The organism is Xenorhabdus japonica, from assembly GCF_900115195.1.
In the GTDB taxonomy this organism is placed as follows: Bacteria; Pseudomonadota; Gammaproteobacteria; order Enterobacterales; family Enterobacteriaceae; genus Xenorhabdus; species Xenorhabdus japonica.
This window is the reverse complement of sequence record NZ_FOVO01000039.1, coordinates 14,492-29,824: the sequence shown is the minus strand read 5'-3', so window position 1 is coordinate 29,824 and position 15,333 is coordinate 14,492. Positions and strand designations below refer to the sequence as shown.

The 15,333-nt window shown below is 38.5% G+C and carries 13 protein-coding genes and 5 pseudogenes; 8 read left to right on the top strand and 10 right to left on the bottom strand.

Annotated elements, in window-relative coordinates:
* Positions 1 to 95: 95 nt before the first annotated feature.
* The 3 genes and pseudogenes from BM135_RS13425 to bioD form a co-directional block, all read left to right on the top strand.
* Positions 96 to 539, top strand: a pseudogene (locus tag BM135_RS13425) (LysR family substrate-binding domain-containing protein); the annotation flags it as partial.
* Between the two features lie 182 nt (positions 540 to 721).
* Positions 722 to 1,959: pseudogene (mlc, locus tag BM135_RS13420) on the top strand (sugar metabolism global transcriptional regulator Mlc).
* A gap of 144 nt (positions 1,960 to 2,103) precedes the next feature.
* A complete protein-coding gene (bioD, locus tag BM135_RS13415) occupies positions 2,104 to 2,784 on the top strand; it encodes a dethiobiotin synthase (RefSeq protein ID WP_092520355.1) in 681 nt (226 codons plus the stop codon).
* Between the two features lie 174 nt (positions 2,785 to 2,958).
* Here the strand turns inward: bioD and BM135_RS13410 are convergent, their stop codons facing one another.
* The 6 genes and pseudogenes from BM135_RS13410 to BM135_RS13390 form a co-directional block, all read right to left on the bottom strand.
* Positions 2,959 to 3,282, bottom strand: coding sequence for a DUF1161 domain-containing protein (locus tag BM135_RS13410; protein ID WP_245737404.1), 324 nt, complete (start codon positions 3,280 to 3,282; stop codon positions 2,959 to 2,961).
* Positions 3,283 to 3,312: 30 nt separating this feature from the next.
* Entirely contained in the window at positions 3,313 to 3,675 is a 363-nt protein-coding gene (locus tag BM135_RS13405; protein WP_092520354.1) for a DUF1283 family protein, read from the bottom strand.
* 145 nt (positions 3,676 to 3,820) lie between these two features.
* Positions 3,821 to 4,444: pseudogene (locus BM135_RS13400) on the bottom strand (SDR family NAD(P)-dependent oxidoreductase); the annotation flags it as partial.
* Positions 4,445 to 4,804: 360 nt separating this feature from the next.
* Positions 4,805 to 4,969 (bottom strand): annotated as a pseudogene (locus BM135_RS13395) (helix-turn-helix domain-containing protein); the annotation flags it as partial.
* 127 nt (positions 4,970 to 5,096) lie between these two features.
* The gene (locus tag BM135_RS16715; RefSeq protein ID WP_281244143.1) at positions 5,097 to 5,246 is read right to left on the bottom strand and encodes a nitrilase-related carbon-nitrogen hydrolase; all 150 of its coding nucleotides are present in this window, start codon (positions 5,244 to 5,246) and stop codon (positions 5,097 to 5,099) included.
* Between the two features lie 70 nt (positions 5,247 to 5,316).
* Positions 5,317 to 6,474, bottom strand: coding sequence for a DmpA family aminopeptidase (locus BM135_RS13390; RefSeq protein WP_092520351.1), 1,158 nt, complete (start codon positions 6,472 to 6,474; stop codon positions 5,317 to 5,319).
* 272 nt (positions 6,475 to 6,746) lie between these two features.
* Here BM135_RS13390 and BM135_RS13385 point away from each other — a divergent pair, with 272 nt between their 5' ends.
* Positions 6,747 to 7,640, top strand: a complete 894-nt coding sequence (locus BM135_RS13385) for a DMT family transporter (protein ID WP_217644305.1) — start codon at positions 6,747 to 6,749, stop codon at positions 7,638 to 7,640.
* Positions 7,641 to 7,728: 88 nt separating this feature from the next.
* Positions 7,729 to 8,294: pseudogene (locus BM135_RS17825) on the top strand (LysR substrate-binding domain-containing protein); the annotation flags it as partial.
* Between the two features lie 14 nt (positions 8,295 to 8,308).
* Here BM135_RS17825 and BM135_RS13375 read toward each other — a convergent pair.
* Positions 8,309 to 8,545 (bottom strand): MFS transporter, encoded by a 237-nt coding sequence (locus BM135_RS13375; protein WP_092520348.1) that lies wholly within the window; start codon positions 8,543 to 8,545, stop codon positions 8,309 to 8,311.
* A gap of 928 nt (positions 8,546 to 9,473) precedes the next feature.
* Here BM135_RS13375 and BM135_RS13370 point away from each other — a divergent pair.
* The 3 genes from BM135_RS13370 to BM135_RS13360 all read left to right on the top strand — a co-directional run bounded on the left by BM135_RS13370 (position 9,474) and on the right by BM135_RS13360 (position 11,930).
* Positions 9,474 to 10,130 (top strand): tRNA-dependent cyclodipeptide synthase, encoded by a 657-nt coding sequence (locus tag BM135_RS13370; RefSeq protein ID WP_092520346.1) that lies wholly within the window; start codon positions 9,474 to 9,476, stop codon positions 10,128 to 10,130.
* A gap of 36 nt (positions 10,131 to 10,166) precedes the next feature.
* Positions 10,167 to 10,535: a cytochrome P450 family protein gene (locus tag BM135_RS13365; protein WP_139204113.1), complete on the top strand. Its 369-nt coding sequence runs from the start codon at positions 10,167 to 10,169 to the stop codon at positions 10,533 to 10,535.
* Between the two features lie 69 nt (positions 10,536 to 10,604).
* The gene (locus tag BM135_RS13360; RefSeq protein WP_092520343.1) at positions 10,605 to 11,930 is read left to right on the top strand and encodes an MFS transporter; all 1,326 of its coding nucleotides are present in this window, start codon (positions 10,605 to 10,607) and stop codon (positions 11,928 to 11,930) included.
* On the opposite strand, the gene BM135_RS13355 is transcribed toward BM135_RS13360, so the two are convergent.
* From BM135_RS13355 to aptA, 3 genes are all read right to left on the bottom strand, one after another.
* Positions 11,925 to 12,092: an ASCH domain-containing protein gene (locus tag BM135_RS13355; protein ID WP_281244141.1), complete on the bottom strand. Its 168-nt coding sequence runs from the start codon at positions 12,090 to 12,092 to the stop codon at positions 11,925 to 11,927. The genes BM135_RS13360 and BM135_RS13355 overlap by 6 nt on opposite strands.
* Positions 12,093 to 12,177: 85 nt before the next feature.
* Entirely contained in the window at positions 12,178 to 13,674 is a 1,497-nt protein-coding gene (locus BM135_RS13350; protein WP_092520341.1) for a CoA-acylating methylmalonate-semialdehyde dehydrogenase, read from the bottom strand.
* A 15-nt stretch (positions 13,675 to 13,689) separates the two neighbouring features.
* A complete protein-coding gene (gene aptA / locus BM135_RS13345) occupies positions 13,690 to 15,051 on the bottom strand; it encodes an omega-aminotransferase AptA (RefSeq protein ID WP_092520340.1) in 1,362 nt (453 codons plus the stop codon).
* Between the last annotated feature and the right edge of the window lie 282 nt (positions 15,052 to 15,333).

The following is a 15,333-nucleotide window of genomic DNA, read 5'->3' as shown; positions in this document are numbered from 1 at the left end:
ACTAAGCGCCAGAAGGCTGGCTGGGATAATGGCTATATGATGAAAATCCTGACAGTGGGATTTTCATCTGTATAAATTAGACCCGTTTGCCCTACTTATTACCCGATAATTTAGAACATCAGTTACTCTTCAGAGAGCGTTTTATGTTGGCCGTATATAATGGACATCCTTTACTGAAGTACACTAATGAGGGTGTTGATTTAGAAATGCTATCTGATTTCCCGTTAGTGTTTTTTGAGCGTGATGTGGGAACGGCATTGTACGATGAGATTATTTCCTTATTGGCCAATGTGGGAGTGGTTCCGACGATTTCTCAGGAAGCAGGAGAAGCAATGACAATACTAGGATTGGTTGCTGCGGGATTGGGAGTAAGCATTGTTACTGAATCATTTATCCGAATGAAACTGGATGGAGTTCAATATCTGCCTTTAGCGAATAATCCTGCTTACTCTGAAGTTTGGTTAGTCAAACATAAAAATCGTAACAATAACCCTGCGGCAAAGCGGCTAACCAATCTCTTGATCTCAAATATTGTGTAAGGGATTTACAGGTAAGATTGTTTATTCAAAAGTAATGATTACGATAAGTTCGTGTGAAAGATCACATTTCTACTTCAAACGGATACCTTCTCATTTAAACAGAGACATAATAATCATTAATTTTTTTAGCAGCGTGAATTAAATAGCGGGAGGCGAGGTGAGTGTTGATATTCAACTAAGTCATATTGACCAATGACCAAATTAGGCAGGCCAACATTGGTTTGGTTTATCGATTAATTGATCAGCATGGGCCTATCTCTCGTATCGCTCTTTCCAAAAAAGCACAACTGGCACCAGCCAGTATTACTAAAATCACACGAGAACTCATTGATGCACATTTAGTGAAAGAAACGGAATTCCCTGATCTCGGTTTCAGAGGGCGTCCTGCTATTGGGCTGAAAGTTGATAGTGAAGGGTGGCAATTTTTATGTATTTGTATTAACGAAGGGCATATTGTCATTGGACTTCGTGATTTAGACTGCAATCTCGTGGTTGAAGAACAATTAGCATTCTCTATTTCCTCAACTCATTCTTTCTTAGATTGTATTGTCAGTGAGATTGATGGTTTCTTTTTACGTTATCAATCTCACCTAGAGCGCCTGACCGCAATTAGTATTACTATTAGTGCAATAGTAGATCCGATTAACAAAGTTATCCATAGTTCACCATACTACAATATCCAAGATCTTCCGTTGGGAAATTTTTTGCACCATCGTACAGGGCTGCCAATTTTTCTTCAACATGGCATAACTGCATGGACAATCGCAGAATCTTTATATGGGGCAGGGAAGAACTATCAGAATCTTATCCAGCTTGTCATTGATGATAATGTTGGCGCAGGAATTATAACCGCCGGGCAAATACTCCATGCAGGAAATCATAGTGTCGTAGAAATAGGACACATTCAAATCGATCCCAATGGCGAACATTGTTACTGTGGAAATGTGGAAACATAGGTTGTCTTGAGACTGTCATAAGTATCAATAAAATCTTGCAAAAATCTTACTCTCTGATGAGAAAACATCTGGCGGAGAAACATTTTGACTCTTTAATGAATCACATAATGTTTGATAATACCTCTTTGACAATTGATTTACTTTGTCAGGTGGCTATAGACGGTGATCCACGGGTAACAGAAATTATCTGTGATGTAGGAGAAAGAATCGGGCGTATTGCGGCAATTATGGTCAATATCTTTAATCCCGAAAGAATTTTGATTGGTTCACCGCTGAATAGCGTTAAACACATTCTTTATCCAGCCATTCAACAGCAAATAACACAGCATTCACTTCCTGATTATAGCCAACAAGTTGATATTGTAGCTACCCAATTTGATAATGCAGGCACACTACCTACAGCAGCTTTAATCAAACAAGCACTGTATAACGGTGAACTACTTATCGGGCTTATGCAAGGATAAGGATAGCGCACATCACGCAAAACATTGAGCTAACTCAATCCCTACCTCAAATACATCTTCTACACTCTAAACTTACTCGCTAAAGAGAGTAGAGAGTAACTGGTCTATCTGGTCTGTTCTTATAGAAAACGGAAAAATGAATTTATGTTAACGCGCTTATTTGTTACAGGCACGGATACCAACATCGGTAAAACAGTTGTTACCCGCGCATTACTACAGACTTTTAATCGTGAAGGAACAACCGCGGTAGGATATAAACCTATTGCGACAGAAAAACGAGAAACTTCGGAGGGAATACGTAGTCGTGATGCTTTGGTTATACATAAATCTTCACCAGTTCAAGTGAATTATGAAGAAATCAATCCGGTTATTTGGGAAAGCAATTATGAAGAAGGAAATCGCGCAGATTTTACTCAAATGACAAAAGACCTAATAAATTTAAGGCATAAAGCAGATCGTGTAATCATTGAAGGTAATGGTGGATGGCGTATGTTACTGGAAGATGAAACGTTTTATTCTGATTGGGTTGTGCAAGAAAAACTCCCTGTCATTTTGGTTGTCGGCATTCAGGCTGGTTGTGTTAATCACGCCATTCTAACAGCTCAATCCATCATTAATGATGATGTACCTCTGATTGGTTGGATTGCGAACCGCATCAATCCCGGACTAGCTCACTACGCTAAAATATTGGATAGGTTACAGCGTCATATAGCCGCTCCACAGTTAGGGGAAATACCTTATCTTTTAAGGCCAGAAGAACGTGATTTATCTTGCTATCTGGATGTTTCTGCAATATCGGCATTTGATTTATCCTTTAATGAGTAAACTTCACACTTAGTTCTTTTATCTATAGCTCTTTTACAAAAAGCTTTTTGATTATTAACAAAAAAGAGAGCAAAATACGCTCCCTTTTTTGTCTTGCCGATAAAATGACCCCTGATACTACGTCATTGGTCAGGTTAATGACGTTGGTTCATAAAGAATAGTTCATAAAAAGTATTATTCTTGGTTTTTCTTGTCGTTTGGTGCTTTATCAAAGATCGAGTTAGCTTGAGAAAAACGGATATAGACTATTTTTTTCTTCCCAAGATCACAATGACCAACAACTTTTCCACTTGTGGCGTTACCTTCATTAACTTGATCACTAGGGACTACGTCAAGCCTAAAATCCGCTTCCGAAACACCATTTTCAATGATTTTCTTCGCAATTTCTTCTTTCAGGCTTTCACATGTTACCTTTTGTGAAGTTTGCTCTGCATGTACTGCAAAGGAAGAAAATACAGAGAACAAAGCTCCAGTCAGTAGGCTCTTTTTCACCATCATCTCCTTATATTGACGTCGGTGTTGAATCTATCAAGGTTTAATCGGGCGACCTGTATTGATATCCAGGCAGCGCTTTGTGCTTGGTTCCCAATAAGCATTAATGTTGGCACTCTTCAAACAGGTATCACGATTATCAACTTCCACTTCGTACTTATCAAACTCTTTTTCTCTACGTTTGTCTACTTTCTGACGCAGTCTTCTCTGTTCATTCCATTCTTCTTGACTTTGACGAGCCGCTTCTCTGTTTATGGAGCTTTCACCGCCACTATTGATGGTTACACATGTACTTTCTTTCGTACAAGGTGTGGAAAATGCTGGTGCTTGCCAGAAGAGAAAGAAAAGCAGGGCAATAGCCAAAATGCTTTTAACAATCGAAGAACTATGAATGTTCATGTCTGAACCTCTTTCATTATATCGTTTACTAAAAATACTATTTACTAAACTATCATTATAAGACTATGTCATTTAACGGGACTGTCAAAAGTATCAGATTTATTGTCAATCTCGCTTAGTAACTAGCTTCTATGTATGCTTACGCTGTTAATGCGTCAGCACCTTCATAAGTTTTGTCCACTTTTTCCTCATTACCTTTAAAGCGGATATGAGAAAATTCAGTCCCTCTAACAAGCCCGGGTTCAATATCAGTAACTCGAATGTTCTTTCCGTGTAAGTCGGATCTCAACCCTAAGCTAAATTGTTTAACAAAGGCTTTGGTGGCACCATATACGTTGCCACCGGCATAAGGCCAACTTGCTGCGGTGGAACCAATATTAATGATATGTCCGTGATTGGCTTGTACCATATTAGGTAACAAAGCCCGCGTCATATTCACTAATCCTTTTGTATTAGTATCAATCATTGTTTCCCAGTCATCAGGATTAGCTTGGTGAGCTGGTTCTAACCCTAATGCAAGCCCTGCATTATTAACAAGAACATCTACATTACGTAAAGTATATGGTAATTGCTGAACTGTATGTTCAATTGCGGTTCTATCTCTGACATCAAGTTGAATAGGGTGGACGTTTTCCCCTAATTCGTTTTTCAACTTATCTAATCTATCTTGACGACGCCCCGTTGCAATAACTACTGCGCCATGTTTGATAAATTTTCTCGCAATCGCTTCGCCGAAACCAGAAGTTGCCCCTGTCACAAAAACAATCATAACTATCCTCATTATCTGCAAATTATTATCATTAATAACCCTATTAGTAGAAAAAGTTATTTCTTATTAGTCAAGGTTAAATTGTTTTTAATGATATTAACTCTTTGTTTTTGAAATGATTTATTTATCACGTGATATGAGGATAAATACACAATAGAAAGGCTTGATTGAAATAAATAACTATAGTAAATTATTTACAATGACATTATATAGAGCATTAACCATCAAACTAGTTACGCTCATTAGGGTATAGAACGCGGTTCATCAGAAGTCACTAGGGACACCGCCGATAAAAAGAGGGGGATTCAATCAGGGAATCCGAAAACCCTCCACGCCCTGCTAAGCCGTCTTTTAGCGGGCTTTCTGTGACACGAAAGTCGGACAGTCGGAGACAAAATAACGGTTAACGAGTCTCTGTACTTGCCGCTCAGTGAGTTCCAGTTGAGCCGCTGCATCACGCCGCCTTAGTCGTTTCTCTGAAACGGCCTGAATAACGTTAATCCGATTTAATTCTTTATCTGACATAGTCACTAACATCCGAATGTCCTGATTGCATTATGCCGCAAAAAGTGACATTACTATATTGGTGCTACAACACAAGTTCGCACAATCTATATTATGTTAAATTTATTTTATAGACTGACTAATAATCTTATGAGCAATCATGATCAATGAATCTTCGTGTCAGTAGCGTTTGCCCTGTTTGATCGATAATAGACTGAGATATGTAAAGACTACCATTATCTTTTTCGCTGAAACCAAGTACTACCATGATATTATTGTCAGCAGCAGCCTGTTCAATTCTTTGAAATAGTTAAACGTGAGTTTGGCAAACGTATAAAATAAGCTCTGTAACTAAGGCGGTGGTTATTTTAATCATCCAAAAGTACATTATGTTCTTTTAATATTTCCTTAACCCTCTTTTTAGGCAGAGAATACGAAGTATTGCCATTTCTTCCAACCATTTTTTTGGCTGCGATCATAGCATTAATTATTGCTTCTTCTGTTGCATTTATTGTTGCTTCATACAAAGGATCTAATTTATCATTGGGCAGTATTTTTATTGTTTTTATATCCTCTCTAGAAAATGCACCATTATTTGCGGTTGAAAATGCGATAAATATCTCACCGCTAGTATTCCTAGCAACACCACCTACTCTTGCAAGCCCAAGAGATACCCTTTTAGCCATTTTATTTAATTGGTGAGGAGCCAATGGTGCATCAGTGGCAACCACTACGATGATAGAACCAACATCTTTTAGCTTTTTCTTATCTCCATGATAGATCGGTTTAAGTTCCTTTATTTTTTTACCAACTGGAACTCCTGCAATAATCAAGTCATCTCTATCACCAAAATTACCTTGAACGAGAACGCCAACAGTATAACTTCCATCTTGTTTATCTAAAATTCGCGATGAAGTACCAGTTCCTCCCTTGAAATTAAAAAGATTCATCCCAGTTCCACCACCAACATTACCTTCTTCTATCGCCCCTGACTTGGCACTATTCAACGCGTTATACACATGTTCTTTTTTTACATGCATGCCGTTTATATCATTTAATATTCCATCCCACGTTTCTGTAACTACAGGTAATAACCAAAATAAATCATCTTTTAGTGGCGATACCAGATTATTATCAATCATCCAGCTAATTGTTGAGTCTCTAACAACACCAACACTATGCGTGTTAGTGATTAATATTGGCGTCTCCAAGAAACCACTTTCTTCAACCCATTGACTACCAGTCATATCTCCATTTCCATTTAAAGAGAATATACTGGAAAATACAGGGTTAAATTTCTTTCCTCTTGGCAATATAGCTGTTACACCTGTTCTTATTGGGCCTTTTCCAATTTCTAACTTTCCATCACCTTCTATGATGGTTGAATAACCAACTTTTACACCACTAACATCTGTAATCGCATTGTACTTTCCTGTTAATCCAGAGAAAGGAATACCTAAATCCCTTGCTCTAATCTCATTGGCTAAAGAATTAGCAGTTATCATTGTCGATATAGATAGAATCATAATATCTTCCTTGTATCAATTAAGGTCGTCACTAACATATTCCTACATCTGGAAACCCTAGATAGATGCATAGATAATCACTTTCAGTAATTCCATTGATCAATAAAGTGGACTAATACAGGGATAACAAGTAAAGAAAATGAAAAAAATAATCTAGTATCAGTAGCAAACTTGTCAGTCAATGATTTATATGACAATAATTTGATTATCATGATACTGGGCCATATCATGCTTATTCTCAATAATTAAAACTAATTAGAGGAATGAAAATAATGTTCATATCACACAAGAGTAAAAGTAATACGACAAGTGGATGGGTTAATGGTTTCTTGGGGGTATTAATATTTAGCGGATCATTACCTGCAACAAAAGTGGCTATTATGGATTTTGATCCCATTTTTCTAACAGTCGCCCGTGCATCTATTGCTGGATTATTAGCAATTATTATTCTCTTCGTTTTTAAAGAAAAACGCCCTGTATCCAGTCAGTTATTTTCATTATTCATTGTTGCTATAGGCGTTGTTGTTGGATTTCCACTTTTAACTGCTTTGGCTCTTCAGCATGTCACTTCGGCACATTCAATTGTATTTCTAGGTTTATTGCCTCTCACGACAGCCATTTTCGGCGTATGGCGAGGAGGAGAACGCCCTCGCCCTGCTTTTTGGGTATTCTCTGTTATTGGCAGTTTATTGGTGATCGGGTTTGCATTTTTGCAAGGCGTATCCGCTTCGTTAACCGGAGATGTATTGATGCTTGCTGCCGTCCTTGTTTGTGGGTTGGGTTATGCAGAAGGAGCAAAACTTTCTCGTATATTAGGAGGATGGCAAGTTATTTGTTGGGCATTACTTATCTCGTTACCCGCAATGCTTATTATGACATTTCTGTTTATGCCAATTTCATTTGCAAATGTCGGTGTTCCTGCATGGATTAGCCTTGCCTATGTATCCCTTTTTAGTATGTTGATTGGTTTTATCTTCTGGTATCGAGGATTAGTACAAGGAGGCATTGCTGCCGTTGGTCAACTTCAATTACTACAACCTTTTTTTGGTCTCGCTTTATCTACGAGTTTACTTGGTGAACCTGTGAACCTATTGATGGTTGCTGTAACTATTGGAGTGATTTTTTGTGTCGCAGGCTCACGGAAGTTTGCAATTAAAAAAATATGAATAGAACTAGTGGAATAACGGCGTTTGTTACAACGGCAAAATTAGGAAGTTTCACTGCAGCAGCAGAACGCCTTGGTTTGACAAAATTATTACCCGTGATTATCCTGAACTGCCTCTTACCGTTTCATTTAGTGAGCGTTTTGTTAATTTAATTAAGGAAAGCATTGATCTTACTATACGTATCGGTGAACTCTACTGATAGTAGCGGTCTAGTTGTCCGTCGATTGACGACTTAAAAATTCGTTATTTGTGCAGCACCGGAGTATTTATGTTTTAACGATGAACCTAACACCCCTGAAGAATTGAGCCAGCACCAGTGTATCGTGGGATTTCGTAGGGAGCAGCCATTATCTTGGTTATTGAAAGAAAAGGATGGCAAGATGAAACGTTACGCACCACCAGCAACTTATGAATTTGCTGATGGCGATGCAATGTTGGCGGCTGTTCTAGCGGGTTGCGGATTTGCACAACTGCCATTATGGATGGTGGGAAAATACCTCAAAAGCGGAGAACTCAAAGAAGTGTTACAAGAGTATTCAGGTATCGAAATCCCGATTAGTGCATTATGGGCCGCAAAACCGCCAATTACTACCCAAAATACGCTATGTCGTAGATACTTTGGTTGAAATGGCGGAAAATGGCTTGCTGGATTAATTTTAGCCATTAATTTACTTTTCAGACATTTTTTTAATATAAATACTGAAAAAAGCCAGTAAAGAAAAGAGGATACTGCTTAGAACAATCGTATGAACTCCGAACTGTGAAAGAAACCATCCTCCAATTACAGAGCCAATGGTAATACCTAAATTTGCAAAAGAAATATAAAGGCTGTTGGCAAACTCTGGAGCTTCATTAGCTTCTTGCATAATCCAATTTTGGCTAACTACCAGACCAGCAGAATGCAACCCACCCCCAGAAAATCGTCAGTATACACATAGCTATCGGTGAAAACCCTAAATACCAGACTTGAATATAGAGGAAAATTAATAAAATAGGATACGCATAAGTTGTAATCATAACATTTTTTTGCAGAAAGCGACTAAATACAAAGTTACCTATAAATCCACAAACACCAAATAAGATCAAGATCATACTGATTGAATCATTATCAAACTGAGCGATTTTCGCAATTGGGTCGGTGTCACATTTAATGTGCTTCAAGCTGAGGTAATAGCCCAATGACAGCTATTTCAGTAGTAATAATACCGAAAACTGCAATGGACAACGTCAATAACAACATAGAAATTTTATTTTGTATCATGAGAACCCATTATCATTTTGGTTTTAATTTGTTAGTTTTTTAAATGCAAATAGAATAATGGCAAAATACCTGTAAAAACAGAAGGATATTTTAGTCTACTGTTTGTAGACATAATTTCTTAAATGCAAATCGCTTTTCTAAGATGTATATCATCAATCAGGAATGTTATTCGTGGACATTCTTACTAGTATGATTGTATGATTTTTCCAAATCATGAGGTGATTCTAGAATGATAGGTAAGTAAATACAATATCAATATATTTGTGTTTTTTATTGACTATGCAATTAATGAATGTAATTCTTTACGATACGGAACATTTAGAAATTAATCATTTATTTAATATTATAGATTTATATTAAAAATGCTATTGTTATTGTTACGAATCAGAACAGGTTAAAGGACACAATAAATAAAATAGTGGTCATTACTATGATGCCTAACGTAAGATAATTAATTAAGTTAAATCAATGGCGTGTGAGTTATTTGTTACGTATGTTCAGGATTGTCGAGTATAACATGAATTTTTATTGATTATTTATATTTTAATGATTTATTAACTGCAGGAATTATCATGGAAAAAGAAAAACATGTAGTGTTTGGTATAAGTCCGTTCAATACTAAATTCAACGAAGAGTATATTTTTAACATGCTTGATTGGGGGTTCGAGAATTTTAGTCGTGTAGATATGATACATCCCCATGAAGAGGCTAAATATCTTCTGATGGGATGTGGAAACAATGAAGTTAAATCGAAAAAAAAATCAAGAAAGGAATTTTCTCGCGTAAGGAAGATAGTTAACAAATACCTTCACGATAAAAGAAAAAATCTTAATTATGGTCAAATAATGAAATTTGCTGATTTTTATAATTCTAATCACTATAACCGTCTGTACGAATCTGTAAAAAATGAATACGAATCTTTTTCAGACTTCCGTGAGATATGTGTCAGTCAGACTGAAAAAGCCATTCTAAACAGAAAGAAATCGCTAGAAGATATATCATCACATGATGATGAATGCATTCATGTCGCTACAAAATACATACTGAGAGAAATACCCTTTATTGTTGCTCCTGCTGAAGTGCTGTCTTCTAACTGCCATGTTTACATATCTTACTATTCTAACTGGAGTATAGCAGATTACCTTTATAAGCAGGGAAGAAAAATAAAGCCCTCCCAGAGAACGAGTTTAATAATAAAAGATCATTCATACATGAAGGTTTTATCATGAACATTATAGAGCTGAACATACTGTCAGATGAATATTGTGGATTTTGGTAAAGAGTTTTCAATCTTATCCACCTTTAAGATTCTCGGCATGAAAAAAGAGGATCTGAATTTTTATCATGAAAGGCTTCGCCTCATTGTTAATTTTGCAACAGGGTTCAATCTGAGCGAAGACGAAAAGAAAATTTATATTGATGCAGCCATTGAAATGGAGAATGCTATACTCAATTTAATTTCAGAAAAGAAAAAGTTCCCAGATAATGACTTAGTTTCCTTTATCTTGACTGAAGGAGCTAATGATGAAGGTAAAAAGCTCAGCAACAGTGACATTGTTGCATGTTCGCCAATCTACAGCTTAATCTTGCTCTCAAAAGATTGGCTCCATTACTTCTGGAGTATGAAGAAGTAACAGAGCCAGTTTTTGATGGGATCTATACGCGTGGAGCGACCTCATATATGTTGAAAAGGATAAACGCAAATGACTGAAACAATGAGTTATTCGAGAAAAGAGGCCGGGATTATCGCTTCCGTAACTGTGTCGAGTATCCTCCCGCTTTTGGATGGCAGTATTGTAAATGTAATTATGCCCAAGCTAAGTGAATTCTTCAGGGTGAATCAAAGCCAGATCCAGTGGGTTGTCACCGCGTATTTTCTGGCCAGTATTACAGGCCTTCTTATGTCCTCTCCTCTACAAGGGAGAATTAGTACGAAGTTAGTTTGGATGTTTTCTAGCATTTTGTTCATGCTGGGATCACTCGCGGTTGGGTTGTGTAATGATTTCATTAGCATCATCATTGCCAGAGCTGTACAGGGGATGGGCGCAGGTTTTCTTCTCCCTCTCAGCCAGACTATTATCGCTACGGAATTTGGTAAAGAGAGAATGCGATCGGCTATGGGACTGGTTGCTGTGCCGGCAGCAGGGCCACTGTTTGGTTCATTGTTTACTGAATACCTGTCATGGCAGCTTCTTTTTTTTATCAACATCCCGATTGTTCTTGTATCACTCTGGACAGGATACAGATACCTTTCGCTGGGTAAGAAACAGAAAAAAGATTTTGGAGTTTTTCCGTTCCTGATGCTCTCAACCTCTCTGATACTGTTTTTTTATTCTCTCGACAATTTTCAAACCGAAGTCAGCAGTAACAGTCTGATTATGATCGTTTCGTCTCTTTTACTGCTTGTTTTTGCGTTCATCATAAATGCATCATCAAAAAAGAAAATTATTGATTTCTGTGAATTCAGGAAAAGGAATTATGCAGTATCAATGCTGATGGGACTTGCCGTGTCATTCCTATTCTACAGTTTTATGATTTTTTTCCCGCTATCAGTATCATTGGATGGAAATCCCAAGGACGGAATTATAGTGCTTGGTGTACTGCTGGGACTTCAGGGGGTGGGTGCCTGGATCGGAAGGAAGTATCTCTACCAGAAACTGAATGAAAAGTCTCCATTCTTTGTTATTTCTCTGGGTGTTCTGGTTTCCACCTTAAGTCTACTGCTTTTTGATTTCAGTAACACGTTGAGTGCTCTAGGCTTTTTTATAAGAGGAACCGGCTTAGGAATTGCTACGATTGCCTGCTTAGCTGCACCTGTACAATGGGCAGACAGAGAATATATTAAGGATACCAGTGTCATTACTCGCCTTCTTCAGCAGATAGGGGGAGCTGCGGGAGGTATCTTCGCCGGTGGACTCATTTACCTGATTGCTTCGCAAGGAATGTCGTTACATAGCGCCTACCTAATTTTTTTTGGAATTTCTGCTTTTTTATGGTTGGTAATGACACTGGGAACAAAGTATTCATGAATTCTCAATAACTTTAAATTCAATAACAACAATTTCCATATCTGGTGAAAAATCACCTATTTTTTCAAAAAAACGTTGATGTTCTAATTGCCAATGAAGCAGACTTCTATCTCCCTCACCTTCTTTCCACGCTAGTTCTTCGGTCATTTCTGAAAATTGCATTAAATGCATATTAGATTAATAAATGTAATAATTGCTGAGTTTGGGCGGTCAGGGCACCGCCCATTGAATAAGTTAATTATGGAGATTAATGATTGCTTGGGAAAGCAAATTGAGCGGCTTCATGACTTTCGCGTTTAATCCAACGCTGAGTGATCGTTTTACGGCGAGTGTAAAAACGTACACCATCTGGGCCATAAGCATACAAATCACCGAACAATGAACGTTTCCAACCACCGAAACTGTGATAAGCAACGGGAACCGGCAATGGAACATTGATTCCTACCATACCAACTTCAATTTCATTGGCAAACAACCGAGCCACCTCACCATCATTTGTGAAGACGCAAGTACCATTGCCATATTCATGGGTATTAATCAGTGTGATTGCATCTTCCAAACTGGGTACTCGAACTATACATAAAACAGGGCCAAAAATTTCTTCCTGATAAATGCGCATTTCAGGTGTAACATAATCAAACAGGCATCCCCCCATAAAGAAGCCATTTTCATACCCAACTACAGATAGATTCCTGCCGTCAACAATCAACTCAGCCCCCGCATTGACACCGTCCGTGACATAATTTGACACCTTATCCAAATGCGCTTTAGTCACTAATGGCCCCATATCCAGACCATGTTCAGTTCCGGCTCCAATTTTAAGTGCCTTAATTTGTGGGGTCAGTTTTTCAATTAAAGCATCAGCGATTTGATCACCTACACATACTGCAACAGAAATGGCCATACAACGTTCGCCACACGAACCATAAACGGCTCCCATTAATGCACTGGCGGCATTATTTAAATCTGCATCAGGCATTAAAACGGCGTGATTTTTCGCTCCTCCCAATGCCTGAACGCGTTTGCCTCGTCGCGTCCCTTCACTGTAAATATATTCTGCTATAGGCGTAGAACCAACAAAACTCAATGCCTTCACATCGGGGGATTCAATGAGACAATCGACCGCTTCTTTATCACCATTGATAACATTTAATACGCCTTTTGGTAATCCAGCCTGCTGGAACAACTCTGCGATAAACAATACTGAACTGGGATCACGTTCAGAAGGTTTAAGGATGAAAGTATTACCACAGGCAATCGCCAACGGATACATCCATAAAGGGACCATTGCAGGGAAATTAAAAGGTGTTATACCAGCAACAACTCCTACGGCCTGAAAATTGCTCCATGAATCAATTTCTGGCCCAACATTGTGACTGTACTCACCTTTTAATAATTCCGGTGCTGCTGTAGCGAAATCCACGTTTTCAATTCCTCTTTTCAATTCCCCTGCCGAATCCTCCAAGGTTTTACCGTGTTCTTCGCTGACCAATCTAATTATCTGTTCTTCATGCTGTTCAAGGAGCTGTTTAAAACGAAACAAAACTTGAGCACGTTTTGCTGGTGGTGTATCACGCCAGGCTGGAAGCGCCGCTTTTGCGGCTGCAATTGCTTGTTGTACTGTTTCCTTACTTGCCATCTCAACTTGGCGAATTACATTCCCTGTAGAGGGGTTAAATACTGCTGCGGTTCTGCCACCAGCTATGGTCATTTCACCATTAATTAAATGCGTAATTATCTGCATATTTCTTGATTTCCTTTATTTAATTTGGTGTAAAACATTACCCACAGCATTAAACAGACGATCAAGATCATCAGTTTTAGCATTGAACATAGGGCCAAATTGCAACGCATCACCACCCAAACGCACATAAAACCCCGCTTTCCATAGTGCAATACCAGCATCAAAAGGCCGGATCGCCGCATCTCCGTCCCGTGGAGCAAGTTGAATTGCCCCCACCAGTCCACAGTTACGAATATCTACTACATTCGGACAGTACTTCAGTTCATGTAATGCTTGTTCGAAATGTGGGGCCAAATCAGCGGATTGTTGCAATAAACTCTCTTTTTCCAGCAGTTCTAAGGAAGCTAATCCTGCTGCACAAGCAACGGGATGAGCAGAATAGGTATAACCGTGGCTGAACTCGATCATATGTTCTGGCAGAGGTTGAGACATAAATGCCTCGTAAATCTTACTGGAGGCAACGACACCTCCCAGAGGGATTACACCGTTGGTTACTTGTTTAGCGAAATTAAGAATATCGGGGGTAACACCGAAATACTCAGCGCCACTCCAACATCCCAAACGTCCGAAGCCGGTAATCACTTCATCGAAAATCAACAAGATATCGTGTTGGGTGCATATTTCCCGCAGACGTTGTAAGTAACCTTGTGGCGGGATAATAGCGCCAGCAGATCCAGCAAGAGGCTCAACGATAACAGCGGCAATATTACTGGCATCATGCAGTTCGATGAGTTTCAATAATTCATCTGCCAGTTCACGGCCACCAGCCGATGGCATTCCTTTAGTAAAAGCCATATTAGGTTGTAATGTATGTGGCAGATGGTCAACATCCATAAACTGACCAAACATTTTTCGATTTCCACCAATACCGCCAAGGCTGGTCCCTGCAATATTGACACCATGATAACCACGAGCCCGACCGATAAATTTAGTCTTTGCGGATTGTCCTTGAATCCGCCAGTAAGCACGAGCCATTTTTACTGCCGTATCAACAGATTCTGACCCCGAACTGGTAAAAAATACATGATTCAAATCATCGGGCATAAGACTGGCAATTTTATCTGCCAATTTAAATGACAAAGGATGTCCATATTGAAAGCCGGGTGAATAATCCAACATACCCAATTGTTCAGAAACGGCCTGACGAATTTCAGTGCGTGTATGGCCTGCTCCACATGTCCATAAGCCTGACAAGCTGTCATAAATACGTCGGCCTTGATCATCAACCAGCCAGTTTCCCTCTGCGGAGATAATTAAACGTGGATCTTGTTGAAAATGACGATTAGCACTGAATGGCATCCAATGTGCTTTAAGGTTCAGTGTCTGAGAACTAGTTGTTTTAACCAAATTAGTTTTAAACTGATGGCTATCTGACATTTTTTTACTCCTCATATAAGGTTGTAACAAAGAGTTTGCAATGAAACTATACTCAAATTAAATCTCAATTATCGAATCATTAGTTATGAGTTTACTTACGTAAATGAAAACAACAAATTTTAGGCAACTAACTGATTTTTATTTGAAATTATTACGAGCCTTTAAGAACATCGTAGAATGTAGCAGTTTTTCCACAACAGAAATAAGATTGTTTCCAGATAAATCAAATTAAAGTCTTTGTTGTATTTATTTTGATGGGAGGCATTCAATTATCTTATGCTG